The organism is Paracoccus benzoatiresistens (assembly GCF_026913015.1).
GTDB lineage: Bacteria > Pseudomonadota > Alphaproteobacteria > Rhodobacterales > Rhodobacteraceae > Paracoccus > Paracoccus benzoatiresistens.
In genome coordinates, this window is record NZ_JAPTYD010000059.1 from 1 (window position 1) to 19,091 (window position 19,091).

Below are 19,091 nucleotides of genomic sequence, written 5' to 3' on the forward strand. Positions count from 1 at the left end.
GGCCTCGGCCCGGTTGCGGGTCAAGGCAAAGGCATAGCGCCGGAGCGGGGCCAGAAGATCAAGGATCGGGTCGCGGTATCGGGTCATCTTGCATGATAGACGGAGCCGGGCGGCCTTTGCTTCCGCCATCAGGAAAAATAGTTTGCCAGTCTGGCGGAAGACGACGGCCGTCAGCAGCAAACCGCGCTCCTGCGTCTCCCTCTCCTGTCAGAGGAAGAGCAGCCCGCCGAGGAAGATGACGGCAGCGCCAGTGCGGCGGCGGCGCGTTCCAGTGCAGTAGGATTGTCGGCCATCAGGACCGCGTTCGGAGCGAACCTCGTGGGGAAGGCGGCGCGCGGACAAGGCCAGCGGGCCAAAAATCCGGCGGCATCATCGCCGCTGCAATACACTGCAAGCCCAGGCCTTGCTCCAACAGGTCCCGAGGGGTCAGCACGATCAAGGCGGCGTCGATGTCATCGACCTGGAACAGATCCGCCACTGTCTGCAACGGCCGGTTGGAGGTGGCCAATGGCTCGTCTATCCAACAATTGGTCCTGATAGCCGGCCACTGCCTCTTCCCAAATCAGCCACTTCATGGGTGGATGACGGGAAATCAGTAAAGGAGGCTTAACAATATAGAATTGCGGATACTCATCGCGGTAGGATGAATCTCCTATGTTAAACCTGACCAAAAGGATAGTTGGTGAGATTTCGCCGCCCTTCTAACATGAGGGGCAACGGTTTTTCCTGTTCTGAACCCTGGCTCCGATCCTGATTGGAGATGTTGTGAGTATTGCGTGTTCTCGAGTTTGTCAGGGCCAACGGAAGTTGACCCTCAAGTTGATTATGGAGCCGGACTCCGGGCGTTCAGGGGTCCACGGACCTAACCTCGTTTGCACCGAGTTCCACCGCCGTGCTGCTTTCCTGCTGAGCGCCTGCCAATGCATCCGTTAGGACGGCGGTTCCGGCGTTCATTTCCTCGCTCCTTTGAGGGCCTGCTCGGCAGCCTGGTTGTCATCCTGTCATCCAATGCCGCAATCGCCTTTCTGACTCTCGGAACATTTGCCCTGACCTCACAGGCGTTGTCGCCCACAGGTCTCGGGCTGCTGGTCCTGATCGAGGCCTATGGGCGTATGTTCGATCAGGTGCTGCGCCTTGAGCCCAGCCAGGCCCTGATCCGGATGGGCATGCCGCATCGCGATGCTGCGCATGACCTGCCATTTCGCAAGCTCGTGAAATTCGGCTTTCTTCTCGACGCCGGCGGCTCGGTTCTTGCCGCTGCGGTGGCATTGGCCTGCCTTCCTCTGCTGAGCACCTGGTTCGGCTTCGTTGCAGAGGTGCAACCTTTGGTCGTCCTTTATTGCCTGACCTTCCTGCTTCCCGCGCCCATGACCGCCACCGCCCTTTTCCGCATCTTCGGCCGCTTCGGTCTTTATGCGCGGGTCACTGTTCTGTCTGCGGTCTTCCGCCTTGCCATGACGGGGATTCTGTTTCTCGCAGGGAGCGGTCTGGAGGCCTTTGTTTTCCTCCTGTGCGCCGTTTCCTGTATGGAGCGCCTGCTCCCCCTCCTCTACTGCTGGCCACTTCTGCGCCAAAGGGTGGGACCTGCGCTCATGCGCACACCGCTGGCCGGAGTGACGCAGGAGAAGGGCGGTTTGTGGCGGTTCATCCTGGCCTCCAACCTCAATGTGCTTGCCCGGAACTCGACGCGACAGTTCGACATCGCGGCCTTGGGCGGCTTCGTTACCCCCGCCGAGTTGAGCTTCTATGTGCTCGCCAAGCGCTTCGCGATGCTGGTCATCCGGCTGGGAAGTCCTGTTCAGCTCGTTCTTTACCCCCGCATGTGCGAGCTGATGGCCCGGCACAATCTGAAACAGCTTCTGCGCTTCGTCTTTGCTTCCTCTGCAGTGCTTCTGGGCATCGGCGCCTGCGGAGTGGGCTTGACCGCTCTGGTAGGACGGCCGCTGGTTGCCTTTGCCTTTGGGCCGGAGTTCGTGGCGGCCCTTCCGAACATCCTTGTTCAGCTTGCCGGAGCCTGCCTGTTCCTGACCGGAAAGGTCTTTGGCTCCGCGCTTCAGACAGTTGGCAGGGTCGGCCAGCTCACGGCCGTCTCAATCATCACCGCGGCCGTTTTCTTTGTTCCGATCCCCTTCGTGGTCCCCCACTACGGCGTCATTGCCGCTAGTTGTCTGGGACTTCTTGTCGGGGTCGTCTTTCTGGGCTTCTGTGCCATGGTCTTTGCACGTGCCGTTGGTGCCCTGCGCAGGGATGGCACAGGACCTCTCCCAAATGTCGGACGAGCATTCGTGGAAGAGCAGGTGTCATGAACAAAGTTTGGGATTTGCCACGCACTGCGTGGCAACGCACTGCCAACAGCGTAGGTATGGCTCGCTATTCCAATCGGGTCGACGCGGTTCTGGCGTCCTATCCCAAGTCGGGCCGAACCTGGTTCCGCTTCATCCTCTCGTCCTATCTGGCCAACGCCTATGGTTTGCAACCGGCGCCTGATCTTTACTCAATGTTCGCCGTCATGCCGAACTTCGACATGGATACGCAGCGCGGACTGCCGGCCTTCGCCTTTGCCGCGCATAAGTCCGCGCCGCCGTTGATCGCCGTCAGCCATCTTCCGTATTCACGGCTGCGGTTCCGCAATCATCCCATCATCTTCATGGTGCGCGATCCAAGGGACGTGATGGTGTCGAAATATTTTCACGCAACCCGCCACAAGCACCGCTTTTCAGGTGATATTGACGGCTTTCTCAGGGATCCGAAGCATGGCATCGCCTCTCTAGCAGAGTATCTGAACGGCTGGTCCGCGGGCCTTCAGGGTCGCAAGCATGTCGTGGTCAGCTATGAGGATCTCTCGCGTGATACGCTGGGCGAGACTGCCCGGGTGCTCGCCTTGCTCGACCTGGAGATCAAGCCCCGGATGCTTGCCGACGCTGTTGAGGCAGCAAGGTTTCAGAACATGCAGGCGCTAGAGCTGACAAAGGGGCTGCCGGGACATGATTACGATCGCCGCGATGGAGAAAGCCGCCGCATGCGGCGGGGCAAGGCAGGCGGCTTCGCCGATTATCTCACACCCGAGCAGATCAGGTTTGTCGAGACCACGTGTGATCGCGCCTTAACGCCCGAGGCCAGGGCACTTCTGACTCGAAGCATGATTTGAGAGGCTCGTCAGAGAAGTGTATTTGTTCGAGCATCAAGCCAGCCCTGCCAAACGTCAGGCCACGTCGGATTGCGCGGCGCATCACGATCGTTCAGTCGGGTCTTGGTGCCGGCGGGACCGAGAAGATCGTCAGCCTCCTTGCGAGGCACCTCGACGGCCAGGGGCATGAAGTCACCGTACTGGCGATCAAAGACCTCCCGTCGGAAAGCTACTATCCGATGCCCACCGCCGTATCGCTGCGCACGATGGAAGAGGACCTTGGCAAGGCTGCGGCCAAGTCCAAGGCCTCCCACACCGTCTGGCTGCGGAAGGCGATGCGGGATGGCAAACCGGACCTCGTCATTTCCTTTCTGACCAAGATCAACGTTCAGGTCGCGATTGCGGCGATCGGCCTTGGCGTCCGCCGGATTGCTCCCGGGTGGAGCCGCCTTTCTCGTGCCGATCACAACCATCGCCCTATACATGCCCCTGTGTCGGTCGGCCGAGCCAACCTATGCTGATCTGCAGCGCGCGCATGAGGCCGGGGTGTAGGTATGATCAACGAAAACAGGGGCGGGAGGATGGTTCCCGCCCCCATTCAGATCCTTGTCTCAATCTTCGGGCAACCAGCCGTCAGGCTTGCAATCTGAGCAGATCAACCGTTGCTGTCAGAGCCGCCGTCGGATCCACTATCGGAACCACCGTCCGAACCGCTGTCCGACCCTGTGTCGGAACCGCTGTCAGATCCGGAATCGGATCCCGCGTCCGCGCCACTGTCTGTGCCCCTATCGGAGCCGCCATCAGTTCCGGTGTCATTGCCCCCAGTGTCGCTGCTGTCGGTTCCGGCGTCCCCACCAGCGTCGGCTCCATCACTGATCCCGGTATCCCCATCCGCCGGGCCTTCATCCGAGGGCGTCCCAGTGGCGGTAGCTGTAGCGGCGGTACCGGCGAACTGGCCGTTGCTGGTAGTGTCCGGGGCAGCGCGCATCTCCACCCCGTCGACCGAAACAAGCGTTCCGTTCGCGGTGCTGTAGAGCAGTTCAGTCGGCATGCCGTTCCGTTGCGCTGTGACGGTCATGATCGGACCCTTGCGCACGATCCGGATGTCGGTGAACCCCTGCGCCAGCAACGTCTCGCTGACGGCCACGTCATTCTCGAACTGCTCAGGCAGAGGCAAGTCCGGCTGCACCACCGCTCCGACCGGCGCCGTGGGTTCCAAGGCGGGATCCGTAACCACCGCAGTATTTCCGGAAGGAGTTTCGACGACGGTTTGCGCCAGCGTGGTCGTGGCCAGCATCGTCCCGAGAGCGGCAGCCTTGCCGCCCATCAGGGCGATCTTAAAGGTATAGGTCAGCATCATGGTCTCCGTCATGAACATGCCGGTCAACCGGTGATATGCGGCGCAGGTTCCTTTGCCATAAGGCGCTGATAGCCAAGCCTTGCTGCTGGGCAATGGTGAATATAACCGCGTGAAGGCGTCTGCACCTCTTCAAGGATCGTGTTCTTTGAAACACACAGTTCCAACAGCCCGCAGATGAGAAATCGATGTTGCGTCCATGAACCCGCGCAATTGTCTTTGTATTGTCCGACGCCTGCTGGACCCAAGACCTGGAGAAACTGGCCTGTCACTCGTGGCCTTATGCGCCGAATGCAAACTTTGTAACCGAAATAGAGATGCAGCGGTAATGAACTTCCAGCTCCTTTCCGACATGGGTAGAATGAACGGTGACTCCCCTCGGCAGGAAAAATCACCTCTTCGTCGGCTCCGAGGCAGACGGCAAGGCAGCCGCCATCGCATACACCCTGATTGAAACGGTCAAGCTGAATGGCGGCGACCCACAGGCCTGGCTCGCCGACACCCTTGCGGGTATCCCAGCCCACAAGATCACTAAGGTCGATGAACTGCTGCCATGGCACTGAAATAGATAGCCCTTGGACCGGACTGTTACTGCACTCGTAGCGAATGGCCGCTTGGTCAGTGCTGCCGCCTGACATGGTCGTAACGGGTATATATGAAGAGCAGACGGAGTGTCCGCTGAGCCCTCCCCATTCGGGCGGTCCTGCAGTCTATCAAGCTATGCGTCGTATAGCGACTAAGCTAACGAAGCGGATATTTGCTGCAGTGCAGAAGCTGCAGGGCTGGCTCTCCTCCCGCTTTGTAATTGCCCTCAGAACTTGTTACCGCTGATCCATGTGACGATCACACGGGCTTCCGCTCCATCCGTTCCGTGCAACGCGTTGCCAGTCTCATGGGCTCACGCTCCGCCATCCGCAAGATCAGGTATCCCATCAACCCTGCAACGAGAGCCCCCCAAGGATCCCGAACTTCACCTGGTCCTGGTAGGCAGGATTGGAGAAAGCCAGCAGGCCAATGCCCAAGGGGTTCACTCCAGTCGGGCAGCCCCGAGGGGATGAGCCGGCAGGACCGCGATTGTGCTCCGGACATCTTCCGCTCCATCCGGCACCGGTTCCCTTGGCTGCACCATGTGTTCGCCAATGGCGGCTATGCCGGGATAAGTTGAAGGCAACGCTCAGGGGCCGCGGCGACTGGACGCTCGAGATCTTCAAGCGCTCCGACACCGCAAAAGGGTTCGAGGTTCTGTCGCGTCGACAGTTCGTCGAGCAAACACTCACATGGCTCGAACAATGCCACAGGTTGGCAAAGGATTGGGAGCAATCGGTGGAAAGCTCAATGGCCTGAACCCTGATCGCAAGCATCAGGCTCATGAGGCGGCGTTCCGCAAGATACTGCGATTGCGCATCAACGTTTGATTCAAGCTCTCAGGCAGGCCGGGCGTCCGTCCGTCAGTTTTTGTCAGAAGGCAAAGCGCATGCCGACGAGCAAGTCAAAGGTCTCGAACTTGCCGTCGAAGCTCTCCTGGTCGGGGCCGTCGAACGTATCCGACTCCGTCTGGAACCAGCGTCCCTCAGCGAAGAGGCTCACATTGGGGTTCACCTCATAGCCGACGCCGCCGATCAACTGGTAGGCAAGCAGTCCGTCGCCGTCGAAATCCTGGCCCCCGGCGCTCTTCTCTACATTGGCTGCACCGATGCCAGCGCCGAGGTAGGGCTGGATCGCCCCCGTAGGGCCCATGCTGTCGAACATGTAGAGCGCATTGACCATGAAGGCCTTGGCAGAGGTGTCGCCGTCGGTCTGATCGCCCTCATCCCGGTCTCTGACGGTGAAGTCGGCCTTGCGGTAGGCGTATTCGAGCTCGACCGCGAGGTTCGGCATGACCGTTGCGCCGACCGCGATGCCCAGGGTGTAACCGGTGTCATGGTCGAAGCTGGGGAGGGCGATCTGCTCCCCTTCCTCGATGAGCGTCGTGTCCAAGTCCGACGGCCAGGTCGCGCCACCAAAACCCTTGAGGTAGACGTCGTCCATCGAAAACCCCTGGGCGGACGCCATCTCTGCGCCCCCTGTCAGCGTGGCGATCGCCACTGCTGCGGCCAAAGATGCCCGTTTCATGGTCCTCTCCCTTTCGCTGTTCCGCGCCCAAGCTTTATTTTACACCACCCGCGATCAATGTTTAACCGGTTTGCCGGAACGCGGCGGACCGAAATAGAGCGAGACTTCGGTTTGGGCGCCGTTTGGTCACCGCAGCGCCAGCCCGCATCCTTCTTCCCGATGGTCGCTGGCGGGGAGGAAGGAAGGCTGCGGACATGGACGAATACACGGTTGGCGGCGCCGGGCCGGGTTGAGGGCGAACCATCGACAGGCTGATCGCGGCGGCATGGTATCGCTGGAAAGCTCAACTTCCTGGACCCTGAAACAACCCAGATGGGACCGCCTTTTCATCATGCCGGATATCCCGATGCACTCAGGCAGGAAGGCGCGACATGAATTTCAGCCCCCGGTGTCCTGCGCCCGCGTATCTATTTATCAAGTCCGACGGCTGCCGACTGCATCGACACCGGCCACTTCGAGGCCTGATGGCCATGGGCCTTAGCCGCGGCTTCTTCCACCATCAGGCGGCCTGCTTGCAAAAAGTTGCGGCCCAACTCCTCGCGGAACCATCGAAATGACAACTAGGCGACACTTCTCAAGTGAAACTGCGTTAACCATTACCAAAATATCCCGTTCATCATTGTTTTAATGGGGAACAGACAAGGAAGGATTGGATTTTCTTGCATTTCTAGCCGCGCAGCTTTGCCCGGCTTTTCAGTAATTGCGGAGGAAAAGAGTGAACCGATTCAAGTTCGAGACGACCCCCGAATGCCCTCAAGGAGAGTATGTGCTCATCGCCGACAGCCGCTTTCGGGTGGAAGTGCAGGATGAGGCAAACTTCCTGGTGGTCGAAGTTTCACTCCCCGACGCTTTCTTCTTCAAGATCACCCATCATGGCCGCCACACCGAACTGCAGCCGGCACTGGAGGAGGCGGCCAATCGCGCTGTCCCGATCCAGCCTCGCCAGCCCTGGCGGGCCAGTCATCGGGCATACGCGTAGACACCAAGGATCAAACGTGATCCGCGTCGGCAGAAAAGGCCTCGCATGCGGAGGCCTTTCTCGCTCGGCTGAGCTGCCAGGGCGGCTTGCCAGCACGGCTGCCCCTTCGGCTCTAACCCCAATGATCATCCATGACGTCCTATACGAGCCGACGAGACGGATGCGGGAAGCAGCGGGATCACGAGCCACCGGCTGTGACCCTGGCCTTACATTTCCCCGGCCCCGGGCCGGCGCCTGACGACCGCCTCAAGTCCGGCCATGGCCGCGTCCAGGTTCTCCATGATGCGGTTCAGCCTGTCCTCGTCAAACTGTTCATGAAGTTGGCCGGGCCGGCCGACAGCCTCGAGGCTGACCGCCGCCTTGGCCGGCGGCGCTGCTCTCGGCGCCCCGCGGCGGATCGCGGCTGACGGCCTCATCTGCGATGCCAGCGACGGCAAGGCCCAGAACCTGGCCGATCGCCTGCCGGTCACGTTCACGAGGCAGCTGGCCTCCTCCAGCTCCTCGATGAGCGCCAGCGCTGTCCTGCGGCTGACGCCCGGTCGCGGACCATGGCCGAGCTCACGACCGGCTGCTTCCTGAGAAGGGCCACCAGGTCACCCATGCGGGAGCGGCCGCTGACGCCGGCCACGACCTTGTCCAGCCGGGAAAGCTCGTGCCGCAATGTGCCGAGCTGGCCCAGATCCTGGGACAGCGCGCGAGAGGCCGCATCGAGGAAGCTCTCGATGCCGGACAGGGGCGACCAGATGCGCAGGCCGTTGCGGGCCATTGCCACCGACGGGGCCAGGATCCAGCCGGCCGATGCCCGCATGAGAATAGCTGCCTGTGCATCGCCATCGTCCGGTGGTGGCGCCGATGGCACGGGTGAAAGCCCGATCAGATGCCGGGCGGCCCCTTCAACGGCCATGAAGACGAGCCGCTCGGCGGCCGGGCTTTCCCGCCGTGACCTGAAGGCATAGACGGCCGCCGCCCGCCATCCGGCAAGGATGGGGAAATGGGCCCATCTCCGGCCCTCGTCCACGACAAGGGCCAGTTCCCTGTCGTCGAGCCGGTCCGTTTCGTCCCGCGCTTGGCCCACCGGGCTGGCCGCGGCCTCGATCCTTCCCATTGTCTCGACAGGCGCATTGAAGATGTTTCCGGGCCGCTTGAGGACGGACAGCATCCTCAGTGCCATTTCCGTCGTTCGCGACTCCTCCTCGATCGCAAGGTTGCTGGTCAGGCGCATGACCATGCCGGCGGTGGAGATCCTTTCCCCCTCGAGACCCACCGAGGCCGCGGCCTCGAGAAGCGCCACCTCGGTCCTCCAGAGCCCCGCCAGATCGGGATCGGCGAGGAGGATGCCGTCGATGCGGCCGGCCACGATCTCGCAACGAAGAAGAAGAGCACCGACATCCATCTGTATCTCCACGCTCATCAGCCGCAAGGTTACGGCCAACGCCGCTCATCTACACTTGTATGAGTAAAAATATATGGCAAGAGAAAACCGGCATTTGCGCTGCGTGCCCAGAAATCCGTGAGATCGGACAGTGTGGAGGCTCCGCAGGCTCTCTCCCCCTCCCCTGCCCTGCCATTGCTGTGGATTGACAATCGGCCGGGTGAGGCGCCTGACGTGAGAAGGCACCTTCAAACGGCCGTTTACTGGTGCATTATGATTGTGTAATCGCACTCTGGATTACTGGCAACGGAGGGCTTCATGGCTTTGATCGGCTATGCCAGGGTCTCAACCCTCGAACAGACGCTTGATCCCCAACTGAGGGAGTTGCGCGCCGTCGGCTGTGACACCATCCACGAGGAGCAGGCCTCGGGCGCCGACCGCACGCGCCCTGCCCTGGGCCGCCTTCTGGCGACCATCAAGCCCGGCGATACCCTTGTCGTGGTCCGGCTGGACCGGCTGGCACGCTCGCTGGTCCACCTTCTTCAGGTCATCGATCTCCTGAAGGCGAAGGGAGCGCATTTCCGCTCCCTGGGTGATCCCATCGACACCACGACGCCGCAGGGCACCTTTTCGCTGCAGGTCATGGGCGCCGTGGCGGAACTGGAGCGCGCCTTGATCCGCGAGCGGACCAAGGCCGGGCTGCGATCTGCCCGCGCCCAGGGAAGGATCGGCGGCAATCCGGCGCTGCGATCCGGTGACCGCGACGCTCTGCGCAAGCTGCGCCTGGCGCGAGACGAAACCTATGCCCGCAAGCTTGAAGGCACCGCCCAGACATGGGTGCCGTTGGTGCGGCGCCATCGCCCCGACATGGCCTGGGATGATCTGACCCGCCTTCTCAACGCCCGCAAAGGGCGGGACAGTCCCGACTGGAGCATCGAGCGGCTAAAGCGTGCCGCAAAGCGCTATGTCCGCGACGGGCTTCTGCCCTCCACCGTTCTCGACCGGGCCCCGCGCCGTGATCCCGATGACCGCCTGTTGGCCATCGTTGCCGGCATGCGCCATGCCGATCCCGACCTCACCCTTGCGGGCATTGCCACCCGGCTGGAACAGATGCGCGAGCGCACACCACGCGGAAACACCAAGTGGTATCCTTCGACAGTGCGAATGCTGCTGCAAAGGGCCGGGAAGATGGGGATGGCTGCGGAAAGCTAAACCTCTTCGATTTGTCTCTCCGCGCCTTGGGCCATGAGCCTGAAGAAATCAGGCTCAACGGCGCAGCCTCATGACAGCTGGCGTATGTGGCATGTCGGTTACAGACTTGACCGAATTCCGATTGCCGGAATGGTGCAGCAACATGGGTCGGTGAGAGTCGTGATATAAAGGGGAAGACATCGATTTTCCTCGTGGCCGGATGGTCCAGTCCGCAAGAAAGGAAAACGCCATGGCTTTTGATGTTTCGTCTCTCGCAATCAAGGCGCTGCCTCGTTCCGGCTGCGTGCCACTATCCCTCCCACTGGCACCCCGCAGCCAGACACGTACGTTTGAGAGCGTTCCAAGCTTTAGTGAAATGTCCGACGCCGTTGTCGTACGCCTCATCACCGGGTGGCCCGCCGACTGAGACCGGGCCCGTCTCACTTGAAAGTCAGTTCGTCAGCTCAGGTTGACAGCTACTCTGGGAGACAGGAGAGCGTCCGTAGCAAGGTGCTGTTGGTCCAGCTCAGCGAACCCGACGACATTTATGACCTAAGTTCTTTTCAGTCTTTCGTGATGCACGACGCCTTCGGGTGCGCAGATGCCGCGCGCCTGTGCCCGCACCAAGGCACGGATCAACCTCTCTGCGGTGAACAGCGTCATCTGCGTGTCGTCAGTGATCCGCCCTGCCCTTCCGTCATGCGACGGCAACTCCTCCGGATCCCGAAAAGCGCGTCCGGATCTGCTCAAGGTTCCAGAACTCGATCTCGGCCCCGAGCGCGTCGCCCATGGCGCCGCCGATCAGGCAGGCGGGATCTTCATCACATCACCCATGTCTATTTCCTTCTTGTGTGTCGAGACAGCAATGGACCAAGGTCACAGTCGTGCGAGGATTTGTGCCGCTGATCGTGCCCTCCATGGCCGTAAGATGTCCGGGAGCAAGACTCCGTGGAACGTCTTGCGGCATCGCTTTGCTTTGAACGTTTGGCCGATTTTCGCAGCCGGACATTTCAGCGCCTAGGGGTGCGTTGTGTGTTCGCATGGTCAGTCAGACAAGGCTCATCTTGCACGCTCCCCTGCCCTTCTCAATTCGTCGGGACCAGATGCAGCTTTTCTCCATCGCGGATAACGTGCCTCGACGGGATCCCTGCCCTGATAAGGGTTATGTAATAACGCACTGGGAAATACTCGCGAGTGTGCCTTTGTGCTCGCCGGTGAGCAGCGCGCTCCAACTTCGGATTATTCGGACTTTCGCAGGGTGCCCGCCTTGACTGTACCATACCTGCCATCCTGCCGTTTTTTACGGCTAGGGAGACGGATAGGATCTGAAAATAGCGCGGAGTCTACCAGGTAAACTGGGGCACTTTGAGCGGCGATCAAACTCGGTGTTGCCACGGCGGATTTTTAGTGAGGATTATCGTGGCACACTGGCGGCTAACTTCCATCTCCCATCTGCCTGGCGTCTATTCGATTGCCGTTACAAATTCCCCATCGAAGCATGGCATTGCGATTTCGTGTGAGAACGCCTGTTGCGCCTTGATCGGCCGGAGGTCAACTCGGTCCGCCCCACAAAGGAGTGTCTAACTGGAATCTATCATTGGTTGTTTTCTCGCACGGCACTAGCGGGCTTTTTGATCTATTTGGGGGTCCTTGGCTGATGGACTCTAGCACATGCCAAAGGTCCTTTATGTGTCCACGACTGATGCACGATTGAGTTGGAGGTTCCGTGTTGGACGTGCTGACACTCTCAAGGGAGCTATGATCCCCGAGTGTGCCCCGGAGATCTCAATGTTGCGGAAGACTGGCGATCACCATGCCATTATCTTGTGGCCCAAGATGGTTATGGCCCCCTGCAATTTCCATTGGCCTTTGGCTGGATAAGCATCCAGCCAAGGGTCCGCCTCGGGCGAGCGAGGCGGACCTCAATGATGCAACAGGCCGATGCTGAATTCAAAATCAGCCCCTTAGGCCTTCGTTGCGGTTTACCAGGTAAACCTGCGATGGGCTCTGCGGGCTTGCACTTATCCTCTGAGCAAACCGCCGTTCCAAGGTAGAGCAGGTTTGGTATTGATGGAGTCCGGTGCAGGAGCTTGTCGCGGGTGTCGTCGGTCAGCATGCGTATTGGCGATCGCGCTTCGAACTCCGTGGGGCTTATCTGTAAACCATGGCTAACTTCGAGGAGCTTCTCACCACAGAGGCGTCAACATACATGTAGTTGGTGGTAATCTCTAATCCCCACTGGGCCATCTGTGTCTTTGCCGTGCAACCGTTACCTGCAAGCCGTCTTCGCGGTCCGATACTGATCGCCTTGCGCCGTAGACTTGAGGAGCGGTTTACCTGTTAAACCTCCTTGCGCATTCGAGTGAGTCTCTGCTTGAATACGGCCGATGTGGCTAGAACTCGATCCTCCGGAATTTGGTTCGATTGCACAAGAAGATGCTAGGCGATCCTTGCGCGCGGGCTTGGGCAGCGATGCAGCACAGGAAGCGGCGACGCGCGCCGGCAGCCTGCGTGCTGTACACGGCTGACCCTCTGTGAGACCCTCCAGAGTAAATCGGAGTACCAGACATCACCCTAAATCATGCTCACGCTGCTGCTGCAGCCTGTCGAGCCGCAATGCTCCTTAGGAACCGAACGGGTGAATAGTCTTGGCCGTTCGGCATAAGCAGGCGAGTCAGGTAGGCTGCAGGATTGCGGATCACGCCGAACTTCTGCACCAAGCATAGGACGGTCATGGTGAAGCCCTGCACGCCAAGCTTTTCGTGTGCCCGCCTGGCCAGTTGTTCGCCAATCCCAACCATTGGTGCCAGCGACAGCGCGAGATTATGGAAGTCTCTCCAGCTCTTTGGCTTACCAAGGGCATACTGGATGGCCTCAGGGCATGTATCGGCCAGCTCGGCTGCTGTTACATCCTGCATGTTGCAGTCATCGCTGCTTGTGCAGGTTTCTTCACCTATTTTCTGAGCCTCTTCAGATTCAAAGATTCTCGGTTTTGAACTCTGATGGTGCGTGTCAATCTGATGCGCATTGGGTGTCAGTTCCTCCGTATTGGCAGGTCCGGCAATAGCGGGGGAGGGGACATGAGCAGGAGCAGCATACTTCTGAGGAAGGGCATCCATGTCGAGTTCAAGATGGATTGCCGGGGTAAACTCTGGACGCTCCTGCACGGCGACCGCCGGCGAAGATGATGCCTCCGCCAGATCGGAAAGGTTCTGGTAGGCTGCTTCCAATTCGCTTGGGCATCTGTGTCGTGTCCGGAGGAGGGCACGGATTGTTGCCTGCGCCTCGCCCTCTTTGGGAAGCCTGTTCCGGAGCAGGGACAGCCTATCGCGGATCAGCCTTATTCTTCCTTTGCGCTCTTCGGCATGAACGGCGAGGCTGCGGATCTCGTTCGCCTGACGAAGCAATGGGCTGAGATCGATACCGAAAGCCTCGACGATTGCGCCGTTAGCTCCTCGGTGTGGGTAGCGCTTCCCGTTTGGGGAGAGGTTGCGCTCGACAAGGTCGAGCCCGCAGAGCTGGCGGAGGGTGCGCTGAAGGGTAGGGACGGGCATTCCAGCCGCGCGCTTTGACAGAGCCTCGTTTGAGGCAAAGACTACCGGCCGATTGTCCGAGGTAAACTCCCGCACGAAGCTCGCCAGCGCGGTGAGGACACGTATGTGCCGGTCTTTCAGCCCGAGATCGCCCGCGACTTCCTGCAGGTCCCTGACAAGTGATTGAATAGCTGGACGATCCCAATTAGCTCCTGATTGGGCATGCGCATTTGGCCCGGCGGAAGCCAAGCTGATTCGTTTTAATGCCATCTGCTCATCACGAGAGATGCCGTATGGGCGAGAACCCCACGGTTTACTTGGTAAACGGCATGACAGCCCTCCTCAAATCCGGAGAATCACGGAGTTTTCAGGCAAATCATCTCCGTTCGCCCAAGAGGCGTCGTTGACAGTGATTCGGGGAGAGGCTACACAAGAGGTGCAAAGTCTAGTTATGTAGGGCTCTCCGGGAATGTCTCGGGGGGCTCTTTCCTTTTATGGCTCTCTGTTCGTGCCTCCTTTGCTCGTTTCAGTTCGGGTTTACCTGGTAAACCGAAGCCTCAGCTTCGGCTTTGCTCTGCGAACTCGTCATAGAGACGAGCCAGCAGTTCCTCGCCGTTGGCATCCAGCCACCGGGAGAATTCCGTTTCACGCGGGTCGGTGCAAAGATGCACCGCGCCGCCATTGCGCCGGACTTCACCGATCCGGGTCCGTCCATCCCGGAGTGTAACTGGCCGTACGCACCTTTCCGCAATCTTTTCAACAGGTTGAGGCTTATTACGCTTCTGCCGCTCCAATTTGCGAAGATGCTCTAGCCAGACTACGAAGCGGGCGTCCCGATCAGTTGCGTTGTCGAAGAAGTCAGTCGGGATCTCCGGGTCCACACCACCCTTGACGATCAGGTCAACCGCTTCGTGCCACTTCTTCCAACCGACGCCCTGAGCAGACCCGATCTGGCGAATGACCGCATCGGGTACGTTTGTCACGACCCGTCGCATATGAGATAGGTAAGTTTTGTTGACGTTAAGTGCGTCTTGAATGACACGGCTCTCGTAGCCCGCTCCCTCAAGCGACGCTGCAAAGAGCGCCTTTTCGATAAACGAGGGATCCAGCCGCGCATTATTCTCCTGACCTTGGGCCAGAACTGAATCCACATCGCTCATGTCGCGGACAAGGGCCCGCGCGGGCATGCCGAGCGACTTCAATGCTTCCAGGCGCCGGCGGCCGTAGACGATGATGAAGCGTCCGGGCTTGTCCGTATTCGGTCGCAGGAGGATGGGGACGCGCAGGCCGCTTCGCTCGATAGAGTCTCGGAGATCCTGTATGTCGTCTTCGGTGATCGCCAGCCTGTCGGAGAAGGGGCTCGGGTCGATGAGAGAGGTGTCGATGTCCCGGAGCGTCTGGCTCATGCTTTGGCGCAGATCGTTCTCGAGCGCGGCGACGGGACCACGATGGAAGGCTGCAGGGATGGAAGAAGGCTTCGAGGCCGCATGCAGGGCAGGGGAGGGGGGCGCATGCTCCGAAGGCGCGGACGCATCGGCGGCCGCACCCTCCGAAAGTGCCTGAGCTTCGTTATCCGCCGAGCCGTCCATGATGGCTCCGAAGATGTTGGGCCTGACTCTACGTGCCATCAGCTTCGACCCCAAGCTTTGTGGATGGTGCGCTCCAGCTCGTCGACGACCTGATTGATGGAATCCAGAGCGCGGTCCAAGGTTTGCTTGTTCACCTCGGCCCGGCTGATCTCGTAAAGGGTCATCTGCCGGAGCCCGGCGTCGGACACTGCGGTCGACTTCAGGAAGACCTCTGTCATCAGCCGCGGCCCGAAAACATAGCGAAGAAAGCCGGACATTTGCGCCTGCGGTGAATCCGAGGGCTCATACCGGCAAAGCAAGTAGCGCTGAAAGTCGTATTCCAATTGCATGCCATGGTTGGCAACGACCTGCAGAACTGATGTAGCCATCGAGAGGTATTGGCTCAGCGAGGCGACATCGAGCATGTTCGGTATGATGGTGATCATCAATCCGGTAGCAGCAACCAAGGAAGAGAGCGTCAGGTAGCCCAGCTGCGGCGGACAATCGATGATGACGATGTCGTAGTCGTCCGCCACTTGGTCGATCGCCGAGCGCAAGCGGAGATAGAAAGGCACGATGCCCGGCTTGTTCATGTGGCGCGGGGTCTCGGTTTCGAACTCCGACAGGATCAGGCCGGCAGGAGCGATGTCTAGGTTGTGGAAGTAACTTTTGCGGACCACTTCTTTCATCGATAGTTGGTCCTCATACCTGATGGCATCGTAGATGGTCGGCATCTCACCCATCTCGAGATCTGTCATCAGGCCCATCATGGTCGTGAGTGACCCTTGGGGGTCCATGTCAATTGCGAGAACCTTGTAGCCCTTGAGCGCGAGCCGCTGCGCTGTGTGGATGCTGCTGGTCGTCTTAGCCGAGCCGCCCTTGAAGGTCGAGAATGTCAGGACCTGCAGGTGCTCGCCTGCGCGTCGGCCGGGCAGATACTGAAAGGGGTCGCGGGCACTGCGTCCGAGTGCGATCCTGATGGCATCGATGTCGGCACCGCTGTAGTTGCGATAGCCCCGCTTGTCTTGCTCCACGTCGGGGATCTTGCCATCGTGGTGCAACTTGCGGAGATTGGAGACAGTTACGCCGATGAGTGAGGCTGCCTCGGATGGAGAGAATGTCCGCATCTCCTTGCGAAGCTCTGGCGCGAAGACATTGCGCATATGCTTCTCAAGGGACTGCCGCAGTCGTTCATCGTCCCGGCACAGGTCGGCAAAGATGTTGTCACTGGGTGGCTGCCCTAGGATGGTTTCGATGTCGTCCATTGCCCAGCTCCTCCCGGCTTCCACTCTCGGCTTCACGCTCGTGCTGCGTAAATCTGGCATCAACCGTTATTATCGATCTTCGTCGCTCTGGACCAAATGGCATCAACGGGGGAGCTATGACAAGTTATTTCACGACCGACGCCCCTGCATGGGCCGATTCAGTGCGGGATACATGCCACAAAGGACTGACATAGAGCCGAAACTGTGGATAACTTTGATCCGTTGCAGCTATTGCGCGGTAAGACTCCTGGATCCCACCCGACTCGATTCGGCTGCATGGCTGGGAGAGATCAACAGCCGCCTCCTTCGATACATTGAAGGCTTGATCCTCCACATGCATCGGAACGGCAGTTACGGTCATTGCAGCTTGGTCAAGCGTTCGCAGAGCTTCGAAAGCAGCCGGATTGACTTATAGAGCGCTTGTCCGAACCGACCATGCCTGCTTGCTGCAGCATTCCATACCGGGCAATCTCGGCGATGCTGTACTGGATCCGTGCTGAGACACTCCGTCAATGTCCAAGAAGACGCTGAACAAGGCAAACCTCGAGAAGCTTGGGGCAGAAAAGCTCGCCGAGCTGGTCATGGACCTGGTGCAGGGAAGCGCAGCCCTGCAGCGCCGTGCCCGAATGGAACTCAGCGCTGCGCAGGGCCCAGCGGACGTCGCCGCCGATATCCGCAAGCGGTTCGCTTCCCTTCGGCGCTCCACCAGCTATGTCGACTGGAGCAAGCAGAGGGCGCTGGTCAAGGACCTCAGAGGACTGCTGGGGATGATCGAGACCACGATCGTGCCACAGGATGCCGATGAGGCCTTCGAGCTGCTCTGGTCCTTGCTGCAACTGGCTCCCTCCCTCCATCAGCGCACCAACGACAGCAACGGGGCAATCGGGGATGTCATGGGAGCGGCCATGGAGATGATCGGCAAGCTATCCGCGAAGATTTCGGTGCATCCCAAGACGCTGGCGGAGCGGGTGCTGCATGCCGTTGCCGAGGCAGACTACGGTGAGTTCGACGGGATCATTCCGGCCGTGGCCGAGGTCCTCGGCCAGGACGGTCTCGAATATCTCAAGCAGATCACCGACGCATGGGCGGCAGCGCCCCCCACGGACCATGAGTTGGCCAGATACCAGGGCATTGGCCTATCGTCTTCGCCGGCAGACAGCGTTCGCCGCCACAGGCAGATCACACGGTCGATCATCCTGGCGGATGTTGCCGATGCCCAGGGCGATGTTGACGCCTACATGGCCCGCTATTCCGCCGAACAACTGACCTACGGCACGATTGCCCCTGACGTGGCGCGCAGATTGCTTGATGCCGGCCGCATCGACGAGGCGTTCGACATCGTCAGTCGCGCCCGCGCCGCCGATGCGGGCACGTCGTTCAGGATGTTCCAGGGTGAGCTTGACGAGGTCTATGAGGAATGCCTTGAGAAGCTGGGCAAGCTCGATGAGCTCAAGACGCATCTTTGGGACAGGTTCGAGCAGTCCTTCAGCGCGCGCAGCCTTCGGAAGTACCTGAAGCTCCTCCCCGACTTTGATGACATCGAGGCAGAGGAAAAGGCACTCGGCATTGCTGAAGGCCACTCCCACCTGGGCGCGGCGATCAGCTTCCTGGTTGGCTGGCCCAGCCATGATCGCGCGGCGCGGGTCGTGATGGCGCGAGCGGATCAGTTGGACGGGAATGCTTATCATCTGCTCTCGACGGCAGCGGAGGCTCTAGAAGCCAAACACCCGCTTGCCGCCACGCTGATACGCCGGGCCATGATCGAGAACACACTGGATGGAGGAAAAGCCAAGCGATACCGCCATGCAGCTCGCCACTTAGCCGAATGCCAATCATCCGATCTGGCCATCAACGATCACGGCAGCTTTCCCACACATGAACAATTCGTCGCTACCCTCAAACAGAAGCACGGGCGGAAGTATGGCTTCTGGCAATTGGTCGAGGGGTGAGGTCGGCCCTAAGCCGACAGTCAGGTCCGGGCGTTGTGCTGCACTGCGGCTTTCCTGTAGCCAGCCTTTGGAGCCGCGAGGCAACGTCAGGGCTGCGGCGCTCTGGCACCGCTAGCTTGAAGCTAGGGACGAGCGTAGAATGGTCGAACCCGGGGGCAGGGTAGGGTGCCATGCAACTCGATGCCAGTCAGGTCACAGTGATGCTGCCGGTCCGCGATCTCGCACGAGCGCGCGAGTTCTATGAACAGGCCTTGGCGCTGCCTGCAGGAGAGGAACGGCTTGACGGAAAGGTAGTCTCTCACTGCGGAGGCACCGAGATCGCCCTGTTCCCCAAACCCGAGGGGACCAAAGCAGAACATACTGCCCTGAGCTTTCGGGTGAATGACATTCGGGTGGCGATCAATGAACTCGAGGCCCGTGGCGTGGTGTTTCCGACTATGATCTTCCGGGATTCAGGACGGTGGAGCATGTCTGCGTGCTGGGCTCCGAAAAAGCCGCGTGGTTCAGCGATCCAGAAGGCAACATCCTCTGCCTGCACGAGGATATCTTTCGTCCCGCTCCCTAGGGTGTGTTGACGTTCACCGGAGTCGGATGACGGTTGCGGCGAGAGCAATGAAGGCGCTGAAACTTTCATCAGT

The 19,091-nt window shown here is 60.0% G+C and carries 16 protein-coding genes and 2 pseudogenes; 10 read left to right on the forward strand and 8 right to left on the reverse strand.

Annotation, left to right across the window (positions count from 1 at the left end):
* A partial coding sequence (locus tag OU682_RS20380) for a hypothetical protein (protein WP_268944048.1) occupies nt 1-180 on the reverse strand: 180 nt, incomplete at its 3' end.
* A 740-nt stretch (nt 181-920) separates the two neighbouring features.
* On the opposite strand from OU682_RS20380, the gene OU682_RS20385 reads away from it, so the two are divergent.
* The 3 genes from OU682_RS20385 to OU682_RS24355 are packed head-to-tail and all read left to right on the forward strand — an operon-like array spanning nt 921 to nt 3,648.
* The gene (locus OU682_RS20385) at nt 921-2,306 is read left to right on the forward strand and encodes a lipopolysaccharide biosynthesis protein (protein WP_268944049.1); all 1,386 of its coding nucleotides are present in this window, start codon (nt 921-923) and stop codon (nt 2,304-2,306) included.
* A complete protein-coding gene (locus tag OU682_RS20390) occupies nt 2,303-3,148 on the forward strand; it encodes a sulfotransferase domain-containing protein (RefSeq protein ID WP_268944050.1) in 846 nt (281 codons plus the stop codon). The genes OU682_RS20385 and OU682_RS20390 overlap by 4 nt, the downstream gene beginning before the upstream one ends.
* Nucleotides 3,145-3,648 (forward strand): glycosyltransferase, encoded by a 504-nt coding sequence (locus tag OU682_RS24355; RefSeq protein WP_371832286.1) that lies wholly within the window; start codon nt 3,145-3,147, stop codon nt 3,646-3,648. The genes OU682_RS20390 and OU682_RS24355 overlap by 4 nt, the downstream gene beginning before the upstream one ends.
* Before the next feature lie 134 nt (nt 3,649-3,782).
* Here the strand turns inward: OU682_RS24355 and OU682_RS20400 are convergent, their stop codons facing one another.
* Nucleotides 3,783-4,487 carry a hypothetical protein gene (locus tag OU682_RS20400; RefSeq protein WP_268944052.1) on the reverse strand — a complete coding sequence of 235 codons (705 nt, stop codon included), beginning with the start codon at nt 4,485-4,487 and terminating at the stop codon, nt 3,783-3,785.
* Between the two features lie 374 nt (nt 4,488-4,861).
* On the opposite strand from OU682_RS20400, the pseudogene OU682_RS20405 reads away from it, so the two are divergent.
* Both OU682_RS20405 and OU682_RS20410 read left to right on the forward strand, forming a co-directional pair.
* Nucleotides 4,862-5,047 (forward strand): annotated as a pseudogene (locus OU682_RS20405) (transposase domain-containing protein); the annotation flags it as partial.
* A 500-nt stretch (nt 5,048-5,547) separates the two neighbouring features.
* A pseudogene (locus tag OU682_RS20410) lies at nt 5,548-5,828 on the forward strand (transposase); the annotation flags it as partial.
* 114 nt (nt 5,829-5,942) lie between these two features.
* On the opposite strand, the gene OU682_RS20415 reads toward OU682_RS20410, so the two are convergent.
* Nucleotides 5,943-6,596 (reverse strand): outer membrane protein, encoded by a 654-nt coding sequence (locus OU682_RS20415; protein WP_268944054.1) that lies wholly within the window; start codon nt 6,594-6,596, stop codon nt 5,943-5,945.
* A gap of 715 nt (nt 6,597-7,311) precedes the next feature.
* Here OU682_RS20415 and OU682_RS20420 point away from each other — a divergent pair.
* A complete protein-coding gene (locus OU682_RS20420) occupies nt 7,312-7,575 on the forward strand; it encodes a hypothetical protein (protein WP_268944055.1) in 264 nt (87 codons plus the stop codon).
* A 206-nt stretch (nt 7,576-7,781) separates the two neighbouring features.
* Here the strand turns inward: OU682_RS20420 and OU682_RS20425 are convergent, their stop codons facing one another.
* A complete protein-coding gene (locus OU682_RS20425) occupies nt 7,782-7,991 on the reverse strand; it encodes a hypothetical protein (RefSeq protein ID WP_268944056.1) in 210 nt (69 codons plus the stop codon).
* Nucleotides 7,992-8,047: 56 nt separating this feature from the next.
* Nucleotides 8,048-9,007, reverse strand: coding sequence for a hypothetical protein (locus OU682_RS20430; protein ID WP_268944057.1), 960 nt, complete (start codon nt 9,005-9,007; stop codon nt 8,048-8,050).
* 258 nt (nt 9,008-9,265) lie between these two features.
* On the opposite strand from OU682_RS20430, the gene OU682_RS20435 reads away from it, so the two are divergent.
* On the forward strand, nt 9,266-10,159 hold the full coding sequence (locus OU682_RS20435; protein WP_268944058.1) for a recombinase family protein: 894 nt from the start codon (nt 9,266-9,268) through the stop codon (nt 10,157-10,159).
* A 580-nt stretch (nt 10,160-10,739) separates the two neighbouring features.
* Nucleotides 10,740-11,159 (forward strand): hypothetical protein, encoded by a 420-nt coding sequence (locus OU682_RS24560; RefSeq protein WP_503635298.1) that lies wholly within the window; start codon nt 10,740-10,742, stop codon nt 11,157-11,159.
* Between the two features lie 1,564 nt (nt 11,160-12,723).
* On the opposite strand, the gene repC is transcribed toward OU682_RS24560, so the two are convergent.
* The 3 genes from repC to repA all read right to left on the reverse strand — a co-directional run bounded on the left by repC (nt 12,724) and on the right by repA (nt 16,504).
* Nucleotides 12,724-13,941: a plasmid replication protein RepC gene (gene repC / locus OU682_RS20445; protein WP_268944060.1), complete on the reverse strand. Its 1,218-nt coding sequence runs from the start codon at nt 13,939-13,941 to the stop codon at nt 12,724-12,726.
* Nucleotides 13,942-14,228: 287 nt separating this feature from the next.
* Nucleotides 14,229-15,260, reverse strand: coding sequence for a plasmid partitioning protein RepB (gene repB, locus OU682_RS20450; protein ID WP_268944061.1), 1,032 nt, complete (start codon nt 15,258-15,260; stop codon nt 14,229-14,231).
* Nucleotides 15,261-15,298: 38 nt separating this feature from the next.
* Nucleotides 15,299-16,504, reverse strand: coding sequence for a plasmid partitioning protein RepA (gene repA / locus OU682_RS20455; RefSeq protein ID WP_268944062.1), 1,206 nt, complete (start codon nt 16,502-16,504; stop codon nt 15,299-15,301).
* A 512-nt stretch (nt 16,505-17,016) separates the two neighbouring features.
* Between repA and OU682_RS20460 the strand changes: the two genes are divergently transcribed.
* Nucleotides 17,017-18,453: a DUF6880 family protein gene (locus tag OU682_RS20460; RefSeq protein WP_268944063.1), complete on the forward strand. Its 1,437-nt coding sequence runs from the start codon at nt 17,017-17,019 to the stop codon at nt 18,451-18,453.
* Between the two features lie 200 nt (nt 18,454-18,653).
* Entirely contained in the window at nt 18,654-19,028 is a 375-nt protein-coding gene (locus OU682_RS24360) for a VOC family protein (RefSeq protein WP_371832287.1), read from the forward strand.
* Nucleotides 19,029-19,091 lie beyond the last annotated feature (63 nt).